The organism is Micromonospora sp. SL4-19, assembly GCF_047921475.1.
Classification (GTDB): Bacteria; Actinomycetota; Actinomycetes; order Mycobacteriales; family Micromonosporaceae; genus Micromonospora.
Genome location: NZ_JBLROB010000022.1, coordinates 17,394 through 34,664, shown reverse-complemented (window position 1 = coordinate 34,664; position 17,271 = coordinate 17,394). Strand labels below are relative to the sequence as shown.

Sequence of the window (17,271 nt, the reverse complement as noted above, 5' to 3'; positions counted from 1 at the left end):
GGCCGCTCGGCGGGGAGATCGACGCCCACCTCCGGCAGCGGAGGCCGCGGTCAAACCGTCACCGCTTTTTTAAGGTTTGAACTTAGCCATGTTTCGTTACCTGGCCGTGATTGACGTGACCGGCGCCACTTCGATTCACTGCGATGCAACCGGTTCCGCAACCGGTTCCGAAACACCCGCCTCACCCCTACGACCCGGGAGCGTCACGTGCCGATCACCATCGCCGACGTCGCCGCCCGGGCGGGCGTGAGCAAGACGACCGTTTCCCGGGTGCTCAACGGCAAGGGCGAGGTGCACGTCCGCACCGCCGACCGGGTCCGCGCCGTGATCAGCGACCTGGGGTACGTGCCGAGTGCCCGCGCGGTCGGCCTCGCCCGCGGCCGGACCGGGGTGGTCGGGATGCTGGTGCCAGCCCTGACGTGGCCGTGGATGGGCGAGGTGCTGCAGGGCGCCGTCGACATGGTGGAGAGCGCCGGGTACGGGCTGTTGCTCTTCACCTGCAATCGCGGTGAGGAGTCGCTGCGGCAGTTCGCCTCGCAGGTGTCGGCGAAGTCGTTCGACGGGCTGCTGGTGATCGAGCCCGAGGGCAGCCTCGACTACATCACCGAACTGCACGGCCATGGCCTGCCGGTGGTCCTCATCGACGATCGCGGTCATCAGCGGCCATTCCCGTCCGTGGCCACCACCAACCGAACGGGCGGCGAGTCAGCCGCCCACCATCTGCTCGCACTGGGTCGACACCGACCGCTGGTGATCAAGGGCTGCGAGGAGTTCGGCTGCACCCAGGAGCGGCTGGCCGGATTCGTCGAGGCGTACGACGCCGCCGACCTGCCGCTGGATCCGCGGCTCGTGGTCGAGGGCGACTTCACCTTCGAATGCGGCAGCCGCGCCGTCAGGGGGCTGACCGAGGCCGGCATCGACTTCGACGCGGTCTTCGCCCACAACGACCTGTCGGCCGGCGGCGCCCTGCAGGCGATCCGCGAGACGGGTCGCCGGGTCCCGGAGGACGTCGCGGTCGTCGGTTTCGACGACGTCCCGTACGCGGCGCACACCGAACCACCACTGACCACGGTGCACCAACCGATGCGCGAGATGGGAGAGGCCGCGGCCCGGATGCTCCTGTCGCACTTCGAGGGCGTGCCACTGCCCGCCAACCCCAGCATCATTCCCACCACCCTGATCGTCCGAGGCTCGACCGGAGCGTCCCTACCGGCCGACCGCCGAGCCGTCGGGCCGCGCCGGCCCGAGCCGGAGCAGTTGCAGCAGCAGATCCACTGACCCCGGCGGGGCGTCCCCCACGTCCCGCCGGGGTGACGCACCCCGCTCCGCCATCGAACCCACCGAAACCCACCACGACCGGGAGGAACACATGCGCGTCAGACGCAGCCTCGCTCTCGCCCTGGCGAGCGTGACGGCGTTGGCAACGCTCGCCGCGTGCAGCGACAGTCCGAACGCCAACAAGAACAAGGGCCAGGCGGTCACCGTCCTGAACGTCGGCATGCCGAACGGCCCGCAGGCCGAGAACAACAATCCGTTCCTCACCACCTCGGCCGGCGCCTCGCTGGGCTACCGCTGGCAGATCTACGAGCCGCTGATGATGTGGAACCCGGTCAAGCCGAGTGAACCGATGAAGCCGTGGCTGGCCACCAAGGCCGAGTGGTCGGCGGACTACACCTCGGTCAAGGTCACCATTCGCGACAATGCCACCTGGTCGGACGGCCAGAAGCTCACGGCTGAGGACGTGGCGTTCACCTACAACCTGATCAAGAAGTACCCGGCGCTGAACGACCAGGGCGTGCCGTACACGGACGCGACGGCGAGCGGCAACGAGGTCACGATCAAGATCGAAAGCCCGCAGTTCGTCAACCAGCAGAAGGTCCTGTTCCGGGTGCCGATCGTGCCCAAGCACATCTGGGAGAAGATCAGCGACCCGACGACCGACCCCAACAAGCAGCCCGTCGGCAGCGGCCCGTACACGCTCAAGTCCTTCACCCCGGCCACCACGACGCTCACGGTGCGGGACAGCGGCTACTGGCAGGACCTGCCGAAGGTCAAGGAGCTGCGCTTCACGTCGTACACCGACAACAGTGCGCAGACCACCGCCCTCGCCAACGGCGAGTCGGAGTGGAGCTTCGTCTTCATCCCCAACTACAAGGCCGTCTTCGTCGACAAGGACCCGGCCCACCACAAGGTCTGGGCGCCGCCGGTCCTGGGCATCCACGGCCTGTACATCAACACGACGAAGAAGCCGTTCGACGACCCGGTGCTGCGCCGGGCGATGAACATGGCCATCGACCGCGAGGACATCTTCACCACCGCCGAGGCCGGGTACTTCCACCCACTGGTGAAGAGCGTCACCGGTCTGCCCAGCCCCGCCGGTGACACGTTCATCGCTGCCGAATTCAAGGGCCAGGAACACAAGGTCGACGTCGACGGCGCCAAGACGCTGCTCACTGGCGCCGGCTACAAGCTCGACGGTGACACCCTCAAGGACAAGACCGGCAAGCCCGTCAAGCTGACCCTGACCGACCCGGCCGGTTGGTCCGACTACCAAACCAGCCTCGAGATCGTGCGGGACAATCTGTCCAAGATCGGCATTGCCGCCACGGTCGACAAGGCCAACCAGGACGCCTGGTTCAGGAACGTCGAGCAGGGCAACTTCGACGCGACCTTCCGGTGGACCGAGGGCGGCGCAACGCCGTACGACATCTACCGGACCATCATGGACGGTACGCAGTTGAAGCCGATCGGCACCGCCTCTCCGGCGGGCAACTTCGGCCGCTTCAACAACCAGCAGGCGACCGATGCCCTGAAGTCCTACGCGAACGCGACGGACGAGGCCGCCCGTACCGCCGCCATGAACACCCTGCAGAAGGTCTTCGTCGAGCAGATGCCGATGATCCCGGTCGGCGCGGACAACATCGGTGGCGCGTACAGCACGAAGAACTGGACCGGCTGGCCGGACGATTCGAACCCGTACGGCGCGATGCAGCCCACCCAGCCCAACGCGCTGGACGTGGTCCTGCACCTCAAGCCCGCCGGTAGCTGATCCGCAGTACCGCCTCCCCGGTCGGCCGTGGCCGACCGGGGAGGCGGATCCCACGTTCGCCACCGGTCACCGCGTAGCCCTCGGTGACGAAGACACCCCTGACGACAGGAACTCGGGATGACGTTGAGCGAAAGCGCGGCGCCGCCGGTCAACGAGGTGGTGCTGGAGGCCGTCGGCCTGACCAAGCATTTCCCCGTCCGCAAGCGGCTGCGTGACCTCTTGTCCCGGACCCCGGCGGCCGTCCACGCCGTCGACGACGTATCGTTCGCGCTACGCCGTGGCCAGGTGACCGCGCTGGTCGGTGAGTCCGGATCCGGCAAGTCCACGGTGGCGCGGCTGCTGGCCCAGCTCTACCGCCGCACCGCCGGCGACATCCGTCTGCACGGCGTGTCGACCAGGGTCCGCGGCGGCCGGGCGTTCCGGTCCTACGTGCGACGCGTCCAGCTGATCCTGCAGGACCCGTTCGCGTCGCTCAACCCGGTGCACACGATCCGCTACCACCTCACCCGGTCGCTGCGGATCCACGGCCGCGCCGGCCGCACCGCCGAGGACCTGGACAAGGCCCTCGCCGATCTGCTCGCCCGGGTCAGCCTCACGCCGCCCGAGCGCTACCTGGACGCGTTCCCGCACGAGCTCTCCGGCGGCCAGCGGCAGCGCGTCGCGATCGCCCGGGCGCTCGGCGCCGACCCGGAGGTGCTGCTCGCCGACGAGCCGGTCTCCATGCTCGACGTCTCGATCCGCCTCGGCGTGCTCAACCTGCTGCGGGACCTCAAGGCGCGGCTCAACCTCGCCGTCCTGTACATCACGCACGACATCGCCTCGGCCCGCTACTTTGCCGACGAGACGATCGTGATGTACGCCGGCCGCATGGTCGAGGGCGGCGACAGCGAGACGGTCACCCAGAACCCGGCCCACCCCTACACCCGCCTGCTCATCGAGTCGGCGCCCGACCCCGACAGCATCACCGCCACAGCGGCTGCCGCCACGTACGACCGCGGTAACGGGGAGCCGCCAAGCCTCATCCAGCCGCCGGCCGGCTGCCGGTTCCACCCGCGCTGCCCCCACGTCATGCCCCGCTGCACGGTCGACCTGCCGCCCCGGCTGGAGATCGCCGACCGGCCCGGCCACTGGGCGGCGTGCTGGCTCTACGACCCGGCCGTTGCCGCCACCTCGTCGGGGGAGGCTCGATGAAGTTCCTGCTGCAGCGCCTCGCCTTCTACCTGTTCACCGCGTGGGCGGCGATCACGCTCAACTTCTTCATCCCGCGCATGATCCCGGGCGACCCGGTCCAGTCCCTCATCTCGCGCAACCAGGGCCGGATCAGCGCGGACGCCATCCAGTCGCTTCGCGTGCTGTTCGGGCTGGACAAGGACCAGAGCCTCGCTGAGCAGTACGTCGACTACTGGAAGCAGCTCTTCCACGGCGACCTCGGGCTGTCGTTCACGTTCTTCCCGACCCCGGTGGCGACGGTCATCGGCGACAGCCTGCCCTGGACGGTGGGCCTGGTCGGCATCACCACGATCGTCAGCTTCTTCCTCGGCACAGCGCTCGGCGTCGGCGCCGGCTGGCGGCGCGGCTCGTGGATCGACGCCCTGCTGCCGGCCACGACGTTCCTGTCCTCGATCCCGTACTTCTGGCTGGGTCTCGTCGCCATCGCGCTGTTCGCCGGGCCGGGGAGCTTCTTCCCGTCGTCCGGCGGCTATGAGCCCGGCCTCGTGCCGGCGTTCGACCAGTACTTCATCCCGAGTGCAATCAAGCACAGCATCCTGCCGGCCGCCACGATCCTGGTCTCCTCGATGAGCGGGTGGCTCCTCAGCATGCGCAACATGATGGTCACCGTGTCGTCCGAGGACTACATCACGGTCGCCCACGCGAAGGGACTGCCGGAGCGCCGGGTGGCCCTGAGCTATGCCGCCCGCAACGCCCTACTGCCGAACGTCTCGGGCTTCGCACTGTCGCTCGGGTTCATCGTCGGCGGCACCCTGCTGGTGGAGATCGTCTTCTCCTACCCGGGTCTCGGCTTCCAACTCTTCCAGGCCGTTGGCTACAAGGACTACCCGCTGATGCAGGGAATCTTCCTGATCATCACGATCTCCGTGCTGGTGGCGAACCTCATCGCCGACGTCGCCTATCTGCTTCTGGACCCGCGGACCCGAAAGAGTGGCTGAGCGATGACGATCTCACCGTCGAGTATCGAGCAGGTCATCCCCGGCCAGGGCGCGATGGCCCAGCCGTCGGCGACGCCGGGCAGGGTGAAGCGGCGCCGGTTCCGGTTCATGGCCAACGCCAAGACCGCGACCGGCCTGGTCGTCCTGGCCTGCTACGGCCTCTTCGCGATCATCGGGCCGTGGGTGGCGCCGTACGACCCGGACGGTCGCAGCAGCGACATCCTGCAGGCGCCGTCGGCCAGGCACTGGTTCGGCACCACCCATCTCGGTCAGGACATCTTCAGCCAGATCCTGATCGGCACCCGCAGCGTCGTCGTCGTGGGCCTGATCGCCGGCGTCCTGGCGACGGTTCTGTCCATCATCATCGGCGTGACATCCGGCTACCTCGGCGGGGTGGCCGACGAGGCCGGCTCGGCGCTGTCCAACGTGTTCCTGGTCATCCCGGCGCTGCCGCTGATCATCATCGTGACGTCGATCGTCGAGCAGGCCAGCGACACTCTGGTCGCGCTCATCATCGGGTGCACGTCGTGGGCGTGGGGCGCCCGGGTGCTGCGGGCACAGACGCTGTCGCTGCGCCGCCGCGACTATGTCGAGGCGGCGCGGGCCACCGGCGAGCGAACCTGGCGCATCATTCTGTTCGAGATCCTGCCCAACCTCACCGCGATCATCGCGTCCGGCTTCGTCGGTACGGTGATCTTCGCGGTCATGTCGGAGATCACTCTCGCGTTCATCGGCATCTCGTCGGTCTCCTCGTGGAACTGGGGCACGATCCTGTTCTGGGCGCAGGGCCAACAGGCCCTCGCGCAGGGCGCCTGGTGGTGGTTCGTCCCGGCCGGCCTGGCCATCGCGCTGCTCGGTACCGCCCTCGCGCTGATCAACTTCGGTATCGACGAGTTCGTCAGTCCCCGGCTGCGCAGCGGCGGCCGGGGCCGGATCCGCACCGCCGACGGGCGCACCGTGCGGATGCGGGTGGGCTTCACCCCCGTCCTGGCACCGCCCGCAGCCGTCCCGGCCCAGCGCGGGGAGCCCACACTCGCGAACGAAGGAGGGCACCGGTGAGCGCGAGGAGTGCAGCGAAGCGGAGCCCCGCAGTCGCGAACGAAGGAGGGCACCGATGAGCGCGCCCGTTCTGGAGATCCGCGGGCTGCACGTCGACTACGGCCTCGGCGACGACGCGGTGCACGCGGTCCGCGACGTCGACCTGACCCTGCACCGGGGCGAGGTGCTGGGGTTGGCCGGGGAGAGCGGCAGCGGCAAATCCACTTTGGCGTACGGGCTGACCCGGCTGCTGCCGCCGCCCGGCGTGGTCAGCGGCGGCCAGGTGATCTACCACCCGGTCGACGGCCCGCCGGTCGACGTGCTCGCCCTGACCCCCGCGAAGCTGCGCCAGTTCCGCTGGGCGGAGGCGTCCATCGTGTTCCAGGGGGCGATGAACTCGCTCAACCCGGTGCACCGGATCTCCACCCAGCTGCTCGACGTGATCAAGGCACACGAGCCGAGGAGCACCGCGGCCGGCCGGCAGGCCCGGGCGAAGGAGCTGCTGCGCCTGGTCGGCATCTCCGCCGACCGGCTGGACAGCTACCCGCACCAGCTCTCCGGCGGCATGCGGCAGCGCGTCATGATCGCCATGGCGCTGGCGCTGGAGCCGCAGCTGGTCATCATGGACGAACCGACCACCGCGCTCGACGTGGTGATGCAGCGGCAGATCCTCGGCCAGCTCGCCGAGCTGCGCCAGCGGCTGGGCTTCGCGGTGCTGTTCATCACCCACGACCTGTCGCTGCTGGTGGAGTTCTCCGACCGCATCGCCATCATGTACGGCGGCCGGATCGTCGAGGAGGCACCCGCCGCCGAGCTGTACCGACGGGCGCTGCACCCGTACACCGACGGGCTGCTGCACTCCTTCCCGGCGCTGCGCGGCCCCCGCCGCGAGCTGACCGGCATCCCCGGCTCCCCGCCGGACCTGCGCGCGATGCCGAGCGGATGCGCGTTCCACCCGCGTTGTCCGAAATCGTTCGGCCCGTGCGACAAGGAACTGCCGCCGCTCGGACCGCCCGGCGACGACCACCCGGGGCGCGCGGTCGCCTGCTGGCTGCATCCCGCCGCCGAGCCGGTGTCCCGCTGACCATCACCGCCCTACCGATCCGCGAAGACCCGAGGAGAACCACCATGGACACCGACCTCACCCACCCGACCATGACCGGGCAGGCCGACCCGATCGACACCCTCCCGCCGACCTTCCGGTGGGGGGTGGCGACCTCGTCGTACCAGATCGAGGGCGCGGTGGCCGAGGACGGCCGCGCGCCGTCCATCTGGGACACCTTCTGCCGCGTCCCGGGGGCGGTGGCCAACGGCGAGACCGGTGACGTGGCCTGCGACCACTACCACCGGATGCCGGAGGACGTGGCGCTTATCGCCGACCTGGGCCTGGACACCTACCGTTTCTCGGTGGCCTGGCCCCGGGTGCAGCCGGGCGGGCGCGGGCCGGCCAACCCGGCCGGGCTGGCGTTCTACGACCGCCTCGTCGACGAGCTGCTCGGCCGGGGGATCGACCCGTGGGTGACCCTCTATCACTGGGACCTGCCGCAGGAACTGGAGGACGCGGGCGGCTGGCCGCACCGGGACACCGCCCACCGGTTCGCCGACTACGCCGAGCTGGTCTTCGCCGCGCTCGGCGACCGGGTGAAGACCTGGACGACCCTGAACGAGCCATGGTGCTCGGCGATGCTCGGATACGCGTACGGTGAGCACGCGCCCGGCCGGCGGGACCTCGGCGACGCGATCGCCGCCGCCCACCATCTGCTGCTCGGCCACGGGCTCGCGGTGCGGCGCCTGCGCGCCGCGGCGAGCGCCCCGATCGAGGTGGGCATGACGGTCAACCTGGCCACCGCCGATCCGGCCACCGACAGCCCGGCCGACCACGACGCCGCGCGGGCCTCCGACGGCCTGGGCAACCGGCTCTACCTGGACCCGCTGTTCCACGCCCGCTACCCGGAAGACGTGGTGGCCGACCTGGCCGCCGAGGGAATCCGGATCCCGGTCGAGGACGGCGACCTCGAGATCATCTCCACCCCGATCGACGTGCTCGGCGTCAACTACTACTTCGGGCAGCTCTTCTCCGGGGTGGACGAGCACGGGCGGGACCGGGACGACGAGGGCCGGCCGGTGCGGCGGGTGGTCCGGCGGGACCTGCCGCGCACCGCGATGGACTGGGAGATCGTGCCGGACTCCTTCACGGACCTGCTGGTCCGGCTCGACCGGGACTACCCGGGCGTCCCGCTGGTGATCACCGAGAATGGCGCGGCCTTCGACGACCGCCCGGACGCCGACGGGTTCGTGGCCGACGACGACCGGGTGGCGTACCTGACCGAACACCTGCGGGCGGTGGCCCGGGCCCGGCAGGCCGGCGCCGACGTGCGTGGCTACTTCGCCTGGTCACTGCTGGACAACTTCGAGTGGGCGTACGGCTACGACAAGCGGTTCGGCATCGTCCGGGTGGACTACGACAGCCAGCGGCGTACGCCGAAGCGCAGCGCGCACTGGTACCGCGACACCGTCGCGCGGGTGCGCGGGGAGCGTTGACCCGGCGCTCGGCGTCTGCCGGGTCGAGGATCGGGCCGGTGGCGCTCCCGTCGCCGGCCCGGCGACTCAGCGGGCCCGCGCCCGGGGACGGGGCGCCGGCCGCGCCGGGGTGACCCGCGTGACCGGGTCGCGCGGCACGCCGCCGTCGCGCAGCAGCCGGGCCATCGGCAGGGTGGCCGCGCCCATCGCGACCGCGTCCGGTCCGAGCCGGCAGAGCTCGATCGAGGTCTGCGCGTACGGCTGGCGCAGCGCGTGCCGCGCGGTGGCCGCCCGGATCTGCGGCAGATAACGCTCGCCCAGGGCCAGGCCGGCCCAGCCGCCGAGCACCACCCGCTCGGGGTTGAAGAGGTTGACCAGCGTGCCCACCCCGGCGCCGAGGTAGCCGACCGTGTCGTCGAGCACCTTGGCGGCCGTGCGGGTGGTGGAGCGGAGCAGCTCGCCGAAGGCGCTCTCCTCGTCGCCGCCGGCCGCCGGGCGGCCCCGGTTGGCCAGCCGGAACCGGTCGAGGACCCCTTCCGCCCCGACGTACGCCTCGAGACAGCCGAGGTTGCCGCAGCGGCAGCGGCGACCGCCGTACACGATCGTGGTGTGGCCCCACTCGCCGGCGCTGCTGTGCGGGCCGCGGTAGCCCACGCCGTCGGCGACCACGCAGGCCCCGACGCCGGAGCCGACCAGGGCGATAACGGCGTGCCGCACGCCCCGGCCGGCACCGAACCACATCTCGGCCTGGCCGAGGGTCTTCGCGCCGTTGTCGACGTGGACGGGGATGTCGGTGCCGGCCCGCAGCATCGCCCCGAGCGGCACGCCGTCCCACCCGAGGGTCTGCGCGTGTACGACGGCGTCGGCGGTCCGCTCGACCGTCCCGGACACCGCGACGCCGAAGCCGAGCACCATGGCGGGGTCGACGCCGGCCTGCTCGACCACCGCGTCGAGGCCGTGCAGCAGGTGGTCGGCCACATCCCGCGGGTCGGGCCCGCTGGCGGCGATCGGGTACTCGGCCTTGGCGAGGGCGGTCATCGCCAGGTCGAACAGCTCGACCTGGACCCGGGTCTCGCCGACGTCGGCGCCGACCAGGTAGCCGTAGCCGGGGGCGACGCGCAACAGCACCCGGGGCCGCCCGCCGTCGGACTCGACCGAGCCGGCCTCCTCGACGAGCCCCTCACCGATCAGCTCGCCGACCAGGTTGCTCACGCTGGCCAGGCTCAACGCGGTGGTCTGGCCGAGCTCGTGGCGGCTGAGCGGCCCGTCCAGCCAGATCCGGGTGAGCAGCACCGATCGGTTGGCACGGCGCATGTCGCGCACGGTGGTGCGTCTGGCGTCCACGTCCGCCGCCGTCCTCTCCCTGGGGCCGCCGGCGCGGCTCCCGTTCACGCCATGAAACAAGCGCTGACAGCCTACTGCGCATTTACATTTAACAAAGTTAACTGATAGCCTGCGGCGCATCGACGAGGAGGTATGTCATGCGAATTCGACGTGGACTGACCGCCCTGCTCGGTGGCGCCGCACTGCTCGCCGTCACCGCCGCCCTGCCGGCCGCCGCCGGCCTCGCCGCCGGCGGCACGCGGGCCGCGCTGGTGGCCTGCTCCGCCCCGGCCTGGGCCGAGGGCGTCACCTGGACCGCCGGCAGCAAGGCCACCTACGGCGGCCGGCTCTACCAGGCGCTGCAGACGCACACCCCGCCGGTGGGCGCCGGCTGGACCCCACCCGCCACCCCGGCGCTCTGGAGCGACCTCGGCGCCTGCGACGGCGGCACCCCGTCCCCCACCCCCACCACGCCGAAGCCCTCCCCCACGCCGACACCGACGCGCACCACCTCCCCCACGCCCACTCCCACGACGTCCCCCACACCCACCCCGTCCACCACACCGCCCGGCTCGGACACCTGTGCGCTCAAGTCGCGGCCGTCGGGCAAGGTGCTCCAGGGGTACTGGGAGAGCTGGGACGGCGCGGCCAACGGCGTGCACCCCGGGCTCGGCTGGATCCCGATCACCGACTCGCGCATCCGGGCGCACGGCTACAACGTGGTCACCGCCGCCTTCCCGGTGATCCGCGCCGACGGCACCGTGCTCTGGGAGAACGGCATGGACGCCGGTGTCAAGGTGCCGACCCCCGCCGAGATGTGCCAGGCCAAGGCCGCCGGCCTGACCATCCTGCTGTCCATCGGCGGCGCGACCGCCGGCATCGACCTCAGCTCCAGCGCGGTCGCCGACCGCTTCGTCGCCACTGTGGTGCCGATCCTCAAGCGCTACAACTTCGACGGCATCGACATCGACATCGAGACCGGACTCACCGGCAGCGGCAACATCACCCAGCTCTCCACCTCCCAGGCCAACCTGGTGCGGATCATCGACAGGGTGCTCGCCCAGATGCCCGCCGGGTTCGGGCTCACCATGGCCCCGGAGACCGCGTACGTCACCGGCGGCAGCGTCACCTACGGGTCCATCTGGGGCGCGTACCTGCCGATCATCAAGCGGTACGTCGACAACGGTCGGCTGTGGTGGCTGAACATGCAGTACTACAACGGCAGCATGTACGGATGCTCCGGTGACTCGTACGCCGCCGGCACCGTGCAGGGCTTCGTCGCGCAGACCAACTGCCTCAACACCGGCCTGGTCGTGCAGGGCACCACCATCCGCGTCCCGTACGACCGGCAGGTCCCCGGTCTGCCCGCGCAGTCCGGGGCCGGCGGCGGATACCTGACGCCGTCACTGGTGTCGCAGGCGTGGAACACCTACGGGGGTGGCCTGAAGGGCCTGATGACCTGGTCGATCAACTGGGACGGCTCGAAGGGCTGGACCTTCGGCGACAACGTCAAGGCCCTCCAGGGCCGCTGACCCGTCCGGGGGCCCCGTCCACCGGGGGCGGGGCTCCTCGTCACCGCGTGGCCTGACCTCAGGCACGACCGTACGCCGGCCCGCCGGACCGCTCGAGCGGTCCGGCGTCGCCGTGGTCAGCTCAGCCGTGCTTCTGCTGGCACGGAACGCAGAAGCGGGCGTGCGGCAACACCTCGAGCCGTTCGGCCGGGATCGGCGCGGCGCACCGCTCGCAGGTGCCGTACACGCCCTCGGCCATCCGGCGAAGCGCGTCCCCGATCTGCGCCAGGCTCTGCCGGGTCGTGGCGATCATCGCGGCCTGGGTGTGCGCCTCGCCGGGGTCGCCGGTGTCCGCGGTCAGTTCGGTCAACCGCGCGGTCTGCGCCTCGAAATCGGTGGTCAGCGTGGCCCGCAGCCGCGTGAGCCGCTCCTGGTCGGTGGCGCCTCGGAGGTCGGTGCTCATGTCGGATCCCTTCCTGGAAAAAGAAAAAGGCCGAAGCCTGATGGCTTCGCCCTGGTGGCCGTACTCGCGGGATGTGGGGATTCCCGGGGGGCCACGGCCGGTGGGGATCGGGCTCGGCCGGCCGTGGGTAGGCGCGACCGCGTGCCGCGGGCAGCGCAAGGCAGCAGGCGTCACCGTGGTGACGCTGACCGACTGCCGGACCGAGGACATCCGTTCACCATAGGCCGACCGGGCCGGGACGCCAACCAGATTGCCGTTTTGGCCGGCTTCCGTGGCGTGCTGCGAGCGCGCGGCCGGTTGCCGGCCCGCTCGACGACCGGCCGGCGCACGATCAGGACGCACGGCTGTCCGGAACCAGTTCGCCGAACCAGCGCCGGCCCGCCTCGAACACGTCCCGCACGGCCAGCCCGGCGGCGCGCGCGGTGTCGTGCACCGCCACCGTGTCCAGCCGGGCCCAGCGGAAGGCCCCGCTGCGGCGTACGTCACCGGCCGGGGAGCGGGAGGCCAACTGGGCCTGTCCGCGCCACAGGCCGGGCCCGGGGGGCTCCAGCTCGAGCAGGACGGTTCCGCGGGCGTGGATCAGCTCCCGGCACCGGCGGAGCAGGACGATCGGGTCGCCACCGATGCCGATGTTGCCGTCGACGAGCAGGACGTGCGCCCACCGTCCCTCGCCGGGCAGCGCGGCGAAGACGTCGCGGCGGATCGCGACGGCCCCGCGCGCCCGGGTGAGCCGCACCGCGTACGGGGAGATGTCGACACCGACCGCGGTGTGTCCGGACCGGGCCAGCGCGAGGGTGAGCCGGCCCGGGCCGCAGCCGACGTCCAGGGCCGGGCCGGTGCACCGGGCCACGACCGCAGCGGTCGCCGGCTCGGGGGGCCCGTGCCAGCGCCGCACCGGCAGCCGGCAGCGTTGACCGTCGCCCTGTACGAGCCAGTGCACGCCCGGCTGCGGCCGCAGCGCCTCGGCGAAGACGTCCCCGGCCTCGTCCGCGTCCGCCCGGAGGTCCGCCGGCTCACCCGCCCCGACCGCGTCGACGGTCACCACTGGCCGTCCCGCAGCAGGCTGGGGCGCAGCCGCGCGACCTGACGGGCGAAGCGGCTGCCCGGCGCCTCGGCGGCCACCGCGAGCGCGTCGGACCATTCGTCGACGTCGCGCAGGACCGGCAGAGGCAGGGTCCGCAGTTCCCTCCTCGCCAGGGCGGTCCAGGTGCGCCAGCCGGTCCGCGCGGTGGACATCGGCACCTCCCGCAGCGCGGCGGCCTGCCGGGGGTCACGCAACCCCAGCGCCCACCACCCGCCGTCCACGGCGTGACCGAGCACGGCGTCGGCCAGGTCGAGGCGCCGGACCGCCGCGAGCAGTCGCGCCGGGGTCAGTTGGGGGGTGTCCATGCCGATCTGCAGCACCGGCCGTCCCGGCCAGGCCGCCGCGACGTCGGCGTGGGCGTTGGCGAGGCGGTCACCCAGGTCGCCGCCCCGCTGGGTCAGCACCGACCAGCCGGTGAGGGCCGCCGTCAGGCCGGCGCCGTCCGCCCCGTCGGCGACGTGTCCCCGTACGGCCAGCACGGGCGTCACCCCGGGCAGGGCACGGACGGCGTCGAGGGTGTCCCGCAGCGCCGCGGCGGCGATCCGGGCGGCCTGGTCGGGGGTGGCCGGTGGGCAGAGCCGGGTCTTCACGGCTCCCGGCACCGGCGCCTTGGCCATCACCAGCAGCACGGTCATCGGGGTCGGCCCACGGTGCGCAGGACGCCCGCGAAGTCGCGGGTGGCGCGGAGCGTGCCGCGGACCGAACCGGAGACCTTGGAGCGGGTGCCGGCGGCCCGTGGGGCGTAGGTGACATCCAGCTCCCGGATCCGCCAGCCCGCGGCGGCGGCGCGGATCAGCAGTTCGAGGGGGTACCCGAAGGCCCGGTCGGTGACGCCGAGGGCGAGCAGTGCGTCGCGCCGGGCCACCCGGATCGGGCTGAGGTCGCGCAGCGGCACGCCCCGCTGTCGCAGCAGCGCCGCGACGAGGGCGGTGCCGGCGCGGGCGTGCCAGGGCCAGGCCGCGGCGGAGACGGGCCGGCGCCGGCCCACGGTCAGGTCGGCGGCTTGGCCGGCCACCGGGGCGACCAGGGCGGGAAGTTCGGCGGGGTCGAAGGAGCCGTCGGCGTCGAGGACGCACACCAGGTCCGCGTCGGCGGCCACCAGGCCGGTGTGCACGGCCGCGCCGTAGCCGCGCCGGGGCTCGTGCACCACCCGGGCCCCGTGCCGGGCGGCGACCTCCGCCGAGCCGTCCCGGGAGCCGTTGTCCACCACGATCGCCCGGTATCCGGGCGGCAGTGCGGTGAGGACGCCGGGCAGCGCGGCGGCTTCGTCGAGGCACGGCAGGACCACGTCGATCGGTGCGGGCACACCGCCGACGCTAAGCCGCCACCCGGGCTCCGGCAGGCAGATCGGGCCTTACGGATTTGTTACCGGCAGCTCGGTTCTTACCGGCCGGTGACGATCGGGCCGTTCGCCTGTCGCCCGTCCCGGAAAGGCCGTACCGTCCGGTCGGCATGACAACCACCACGAGCCTGCCCACCGCGCCCGAGCGGGTGCCGGCCCGCCGCTGGCGGGCCGACCTGACGGTGCTGGGCGTCGAGGCGGCGCTGGTCGCGCTCGCCGCTGTGGTGGGCGCCGTGCTGAACCGCCGCGGGGTGGGGTTGTACGCCGACGCCGCACCGCTGTACGCGACCTGGCGACCGCACCTCGGCTGGGGTACGCCGGCCGCACTGCTGGTGGCGGCCGTGGTGATCGGCGTCGGGATGCGCTGGGCCCGTACGGCGCGCTGGGCACCCCTGCTCGGGGTGGCCTACCTGGCCTCGGTGGCGTGGGCGATGTCGCTGGCCCTGGTCGACGGATGGTCGGCCGGGTTCACCGAGCGGCTCACCCCGCAGGCCGAATACCTGCACGAGGTGCCCGGAGTCACCGACGTCCCCGCCATGCTGGTCGGGTTCACCGGCCGGATTCTCGACTTCGGACCGGACTCCTGGTCCACCCACACCGCCGGTCACCCGCCGGGGGCGCTGCTGGTGTTCGTCCTGCTGGACCGGGTGGGGTGGGGTGGCGGCACCGCCGCCGCGCTGGCGTGCGTCCTGGTCGGCGCGACCGTCACGGTCTCCGTACCGGTGGCGCTGCGGGCGCTCGGCGCGGCCGACGCCGCCGGTGCCGTGGTGCCGTTCCTGGTGCTGCTGCCCGGCGCGGTCTGGGTGGGCGCCTCCGCCGACGGCCTGTTCACCGGCGTGGTCGCGGCGGGCCTGGCCCTGCTGGCGGTACGCCGGCGGGCGGCGCCCGCGGTCGGTGGACTCGTGCTGGGCTTCGCCCTGTACCTGTCGTACGGCTTCGTCCTGATCGGCGTGCTGGCACTGGCGGTGCTGGTGCTGCGCCCCGTGGGCCGGATCGCCGCGCTGCTCTCCGCGCTCGCCGGCGTCGCGGCCGTGGTGGCCGCGTTCACGACGGCGGGCTTCTGGTGGTGGGACGGCTACCAGCGGGTGGTGGAGCGGTACTACCAGGGCTGGGCGGCCGAGCGCCCGTACGGCTACTGGGTGTGGGCGGACCTGGCGGCGCTGGTGTGCAGCGCCGGCCCGGCGGTCGGGCCGGCGCTGTGCCGCGCGGTCCGCTCGCGGCTCCGGTCGCGCCCGCCGGGACCGGCTGGCCGGTTCCGGTCGCCGCTGGCGGCGGCGTCGGCCGCCCGGCCGACGGTGCTGCTGCCGCTGGCTGCGGCGCTGGTGGTGCTCGCCAGTGACCTGTCGGGGCTGAGCAAGGCCGAGGTGGAGCGGATCTGGCTGCCGTTCGCGGTCTGGCTCCTGGTCGCCACCGCCCACCTGCCCGAAGACACCCGCCGGTGGTGGCTGGTCGGGCAGGCCGCCACCGCGCTCGCGGTCAACCACCTGCTCTGGACGGTCTCCTGAGCGACCGGTCAGGCCGGCAGCGCCGCCGGTTCGCGCAGCGGGTCGGTCGCGAAGGCGGTGATCCCGTCGGCGAACCCGATCCGGGCGGTGTAGCCGAGCAGCTCGGTCGCCCGCCGTGGATCGGCGACGACGTGCCGCACGTCGGCGGCGCGGGCACCGCCGACGACCAGCGGCGCCGGGCCGGCCATCGCCGCGGCCAGGGCGGCGGCCAGGTCGCCCACGGTGCGCGGCTCACCGGAGCAGACGTTGACCGGCACCAGGGGCTCCGGTGCCGGCGCGGCCAACGCCAGCAGGTTGGCGCGCGCCACGTCGGTGACGTGGACGAAGTCGCGCCGCTGCCGGCCGTCCTCCAGCACCCGGGGCGGCCGGCCGGCCGCCAGCTCGGACCGGAAGATCGAGGCCACCCCGGCGTACGGGGTGTCGCGGGGCATCCGCGGCCCGTAGACGTTGTGGTAGCGCAGCGCCCACACCCCGCCGCCGGTCTGCCGCGCCCAGGCGCCGGCCAGGTGCTCCTGGGCCAGCTTGCTGGCGGCGTACGTGCTGCGTGGCTCCAGCGGGGCGTCCTCGGGCACCAGCGCCGGGGTGAGGCTGCCCGAGCAGCGCGGGCAGGTCGGGTCGTAGCGGCCGGCGGCCAGGTCGGCGGGGCGCCGCGGGGCGGGTCGCACGGCGCCGTGCCGGCCGCACTCGTAGCGGCCTTCGCCGTAGACGACCATCGAGCTGGCCAGCACCAGCCGGCGCACCCCGGCGCGGTGCATGGCGGCCAGCAGCACCGCGGTGCCGTAGTCGTTGTGGCTGGTGTAACCGGGGGCGTCCGACGGGTCGAGCCCGTGCCCGACCATCGCCGCCTGGTGGCACACCGCGTCGACCCCGGGCAGCAGCCGGTCGAGCAGTTCGGCGTCGCGGACGTCACCGACCACCGGGTCGTGCCGCCGGGACCACTCCGGCAGCTCACCGCCGTGCGCCTGGGGCAGCAGCGCGTCCAACGCCACCACCTCGTGGCCCTCGGCGGCGAGCAGGTCGGCGACCTGCGAACCGATGAAACCGGCCCCGCCGGTGACCATTACCCGCATGTCGGTGAGGGTAGGCCGGCGGACGGTTCGCCGGGCCGGCTCGGCGCACCCGTAAGGACCTCGCAACAAATGCCGGCACCGCGCCCGCCGGTAAGTCTTCCGTAATCCGGCAATCCGGGTCGGACCGTGAGGGCCGCCCGTAACCTGCCGGAGAGGGACGCCCGCCGGCCGCCGGCCGGCGCCTGGACATCCCGGCGT

General features: G+C 72.6%; 15 protein-coding genes. 9 read left to right on the top strand and 6 right to left on the bottom strand.

Annotation, left to right across the window (positions count from 1 at the left end):
• Positions 1 to 207: 207 nt before the first annotated feature.
• From ACNAVT_RS22670 to ACNAVT_RS22640, 7 genes are all read left to right on the top strand, one after another.
• Entirely contained in the window at positions 208 to 1,278 is a 1,071-nt protein-coding gene (locus tag ACNAVT_RS22670) for a LacI family DNA-binding transcriptional regulator (protein ID WP_416299158.1), read from the top strand.
• A gap of 91 nt (positions 1,279 to 1,369) precedes the next feature.
• Entirely contained in the window at positions 1,370 to 3,049 is a 1,680-nt protein-coding gene (locus ACNAVT_RS22665) for an ABC transporter substrate-binding protein (RefSeq protein ID WP_416299157.1), read from the top strand.
• Positions 3,050 to 3,166: 117 nt separating this feature from the next.
• A complete protein-coding gene (locus ACNAVT_RS22660) occupies positions 3,167 to 4,240 on the top strand; it encodes an ABC transporter ATP-binding protein (RefSeq protein WP_416299156.1) in 1,074 nt (357 codons plus the stop codon).
• Positions 4,237 to 5,217 carry an ABC transporter permease gene (locus ACNAVT_RS22655; RefSeq protein ID WP_416299155.1) on the top strand — a complete coding sequence of 327 codons (981 nt, stop codon included), beginning with the start codon at positions 4,237 to 4,239 and terminating at the stop codon, positions 5,215 to 5,217. Before ACNAVT_RS22660 ends, ACNAVT_RS22655 begins: the two co-directional genes overlap by 4 nt.
• A 3-nt stretch (positions 5,218 to 5,220) precedes the next feature.
• Complete coding sequence (locus tag ACNAVT_RS22650) at positions 5,221 to 6,276, top strand: ABC transporter permease (protein ID WP_416299154.1); 1,056 nt, start codon at positions 5,221 to 5,223, stop codon at positions 6,274 to 6,276.
• Between the two features lie 55 nt (positions 6,277 to 6,331).
• A complete protein-coding gene (locus ACNAVT_RS22645) occupies positions 6,332 to 7,339 on the top strand; it encodes an ABC transporter ATP-binding protein (protein ID WP_416299153.1) in 1,008 nt (335 codons plus the stop codon).
• Between the two features lie 44 nt (positions 7,340 to 7,383).
• Positions 7,384 to 8,796: a GH1 family beta-glucosidase gene (locus ACNAVT_RS22640; protein ID WP_416299152.1), complete on the top strand. Its 1,413-nt coding sequence runs from the start codon at positions 7,384 to 7,386 to the stop codon at positions 8,794 to 8,796.
• Positions 8,797 to 8,862: 66 nt separating this feature from the next.
• Here the strand turns inward: ACNAVT_RS22640 and ACNAVT_RS22635 are convergent, their stop codons facing one another.
• A complete protein-coding gene (locus ACNAVT_RS22635; protein ID WP_416299151.1) occupies positions 8,863 to 10,119 on the bottom strand; it encodes an ROK family transcriptional regulator in 1,257 nt (418 codons plus the stop codon).
• Between the two features lie 137 nt (positions 10,120 to 10,256).
• Between ACNAVT_RS22635 and ACNAVT_RS22630 the strand changes: the two genes are divergently transcribed.
• Positions 10,257 to 11,630: a glycosyl hydrolase family 18 protein gene (locus ACNAVT_RS22630; RefSeq protein ID WP_416299150.1), complete on the top strand. Its 1,374-nt coding sequence runs from the start codon at positions 10,257 to 10,259 to the stop codon at positions 11,628 to 11,630.
• 121 nt (positions 11,631 to 11,751) lie between these two features.
• Here the strand turns inward: ACNAVT_RS22630 and ACNAVT_RS22625 are convergent, their stop codons facing one another.
• The 4 genes from ACNAVT_RS22625 to ACNAVT_RS22610 all read right to left on the bottom strand — a co-directional run bounded on the left by ACNAVT_RS22625 (position 11,752) and on the right by ACNAVT_RS22610 (position 14,462).
• A complete protein-coding gene (locus tag ACNAVT_RS22625) occupies positions 11,752 to 12,072 on the bottom strand; it encodes a TraR/DksA family transcriptional regulator (protein ID WP_416299149.1) in 321 nt (106 codons plus the stop codon).
• A 331-nt stretch (positions 12,073 to 12,403) separates the two neighbouring features.
• Entirely contained in the window at positions 12,404 to 13,114 is a 711-nt protein-coding gene (locus tag ACNAVT_RS22620) for a class I SAM-dependent methyltransferase (protein WP_416299148.1), read from the bottom strand.
• The gene (locus ACNAVT_RS22615; protein ID WP_416299147.1) at positions 13,111 to 13,791 is read right to left on the bottom strand and encodes a TIGR04282 family arsenosugar biosynthesis glycosyltransferase; all 681 of its coding nucleotides are present in this window, start codon (positions 13,789 to 13,791) and stop codon (positions 13,111 to 13,113) included. The genes ACNAVT_RS22620 and ACNAVT_RS22615 overlap by 4 nt, the downstream gene beginning before the upstream one ends.
• Positions 13,788 to 14,462, bottom strand: a complete 675-nt coding sequence (locus tag ACNAVT_RS22610; RefSeq protein ID WP_416299146.1) for a glycosyltransferase family 2 protein — start codon at positions 14,460 to 14,462, stop codon at positions 13,788 to 13,790. The genes ACNAVT_RS22615 and ACNAVT_RS22610 overlap by 4 nt, the downstream gene beginning before the upstream one ends.
• Positions 14,463 to 14,608: 146 nt before the next feature.
• Here ACNAVT_RS22610 and ACNAVT_RS22605 point away from each other — a divergent pair, with 146 nt between their 5' ends.
• Positions 14,609 to 16,003, top strand: a complete 1,395-nt coding sequence (locus tag ACNAVT_RS22605) for a hypothetical protein (protein ID WP_416299145.1) — start codon at positions 14,609 to 14,611, stop codon at positions 16,001 to 16,003.
• A gap of 8 nt (positions 16,004 to 16,011) precedes the next feature.
• Here the strand turns inward: ACNAVT_RS22605 and ACNAVT_RS22600 are convergent, their stop codons facing one another.
• A complete protein-coding gene (locus tag ACNAVT_RS22600) occupies positions 16,012 to 17,073 on the bottom strand; it encodes an NAD-dependent epimerase/dehydratase family protein (protein ID WP_416299144.1) in 1,062 nt (353 codons plus the stop codon).
• Between the last annotated feature and the right edge of the window lie 198 nt (positions 17,074 to 17,271).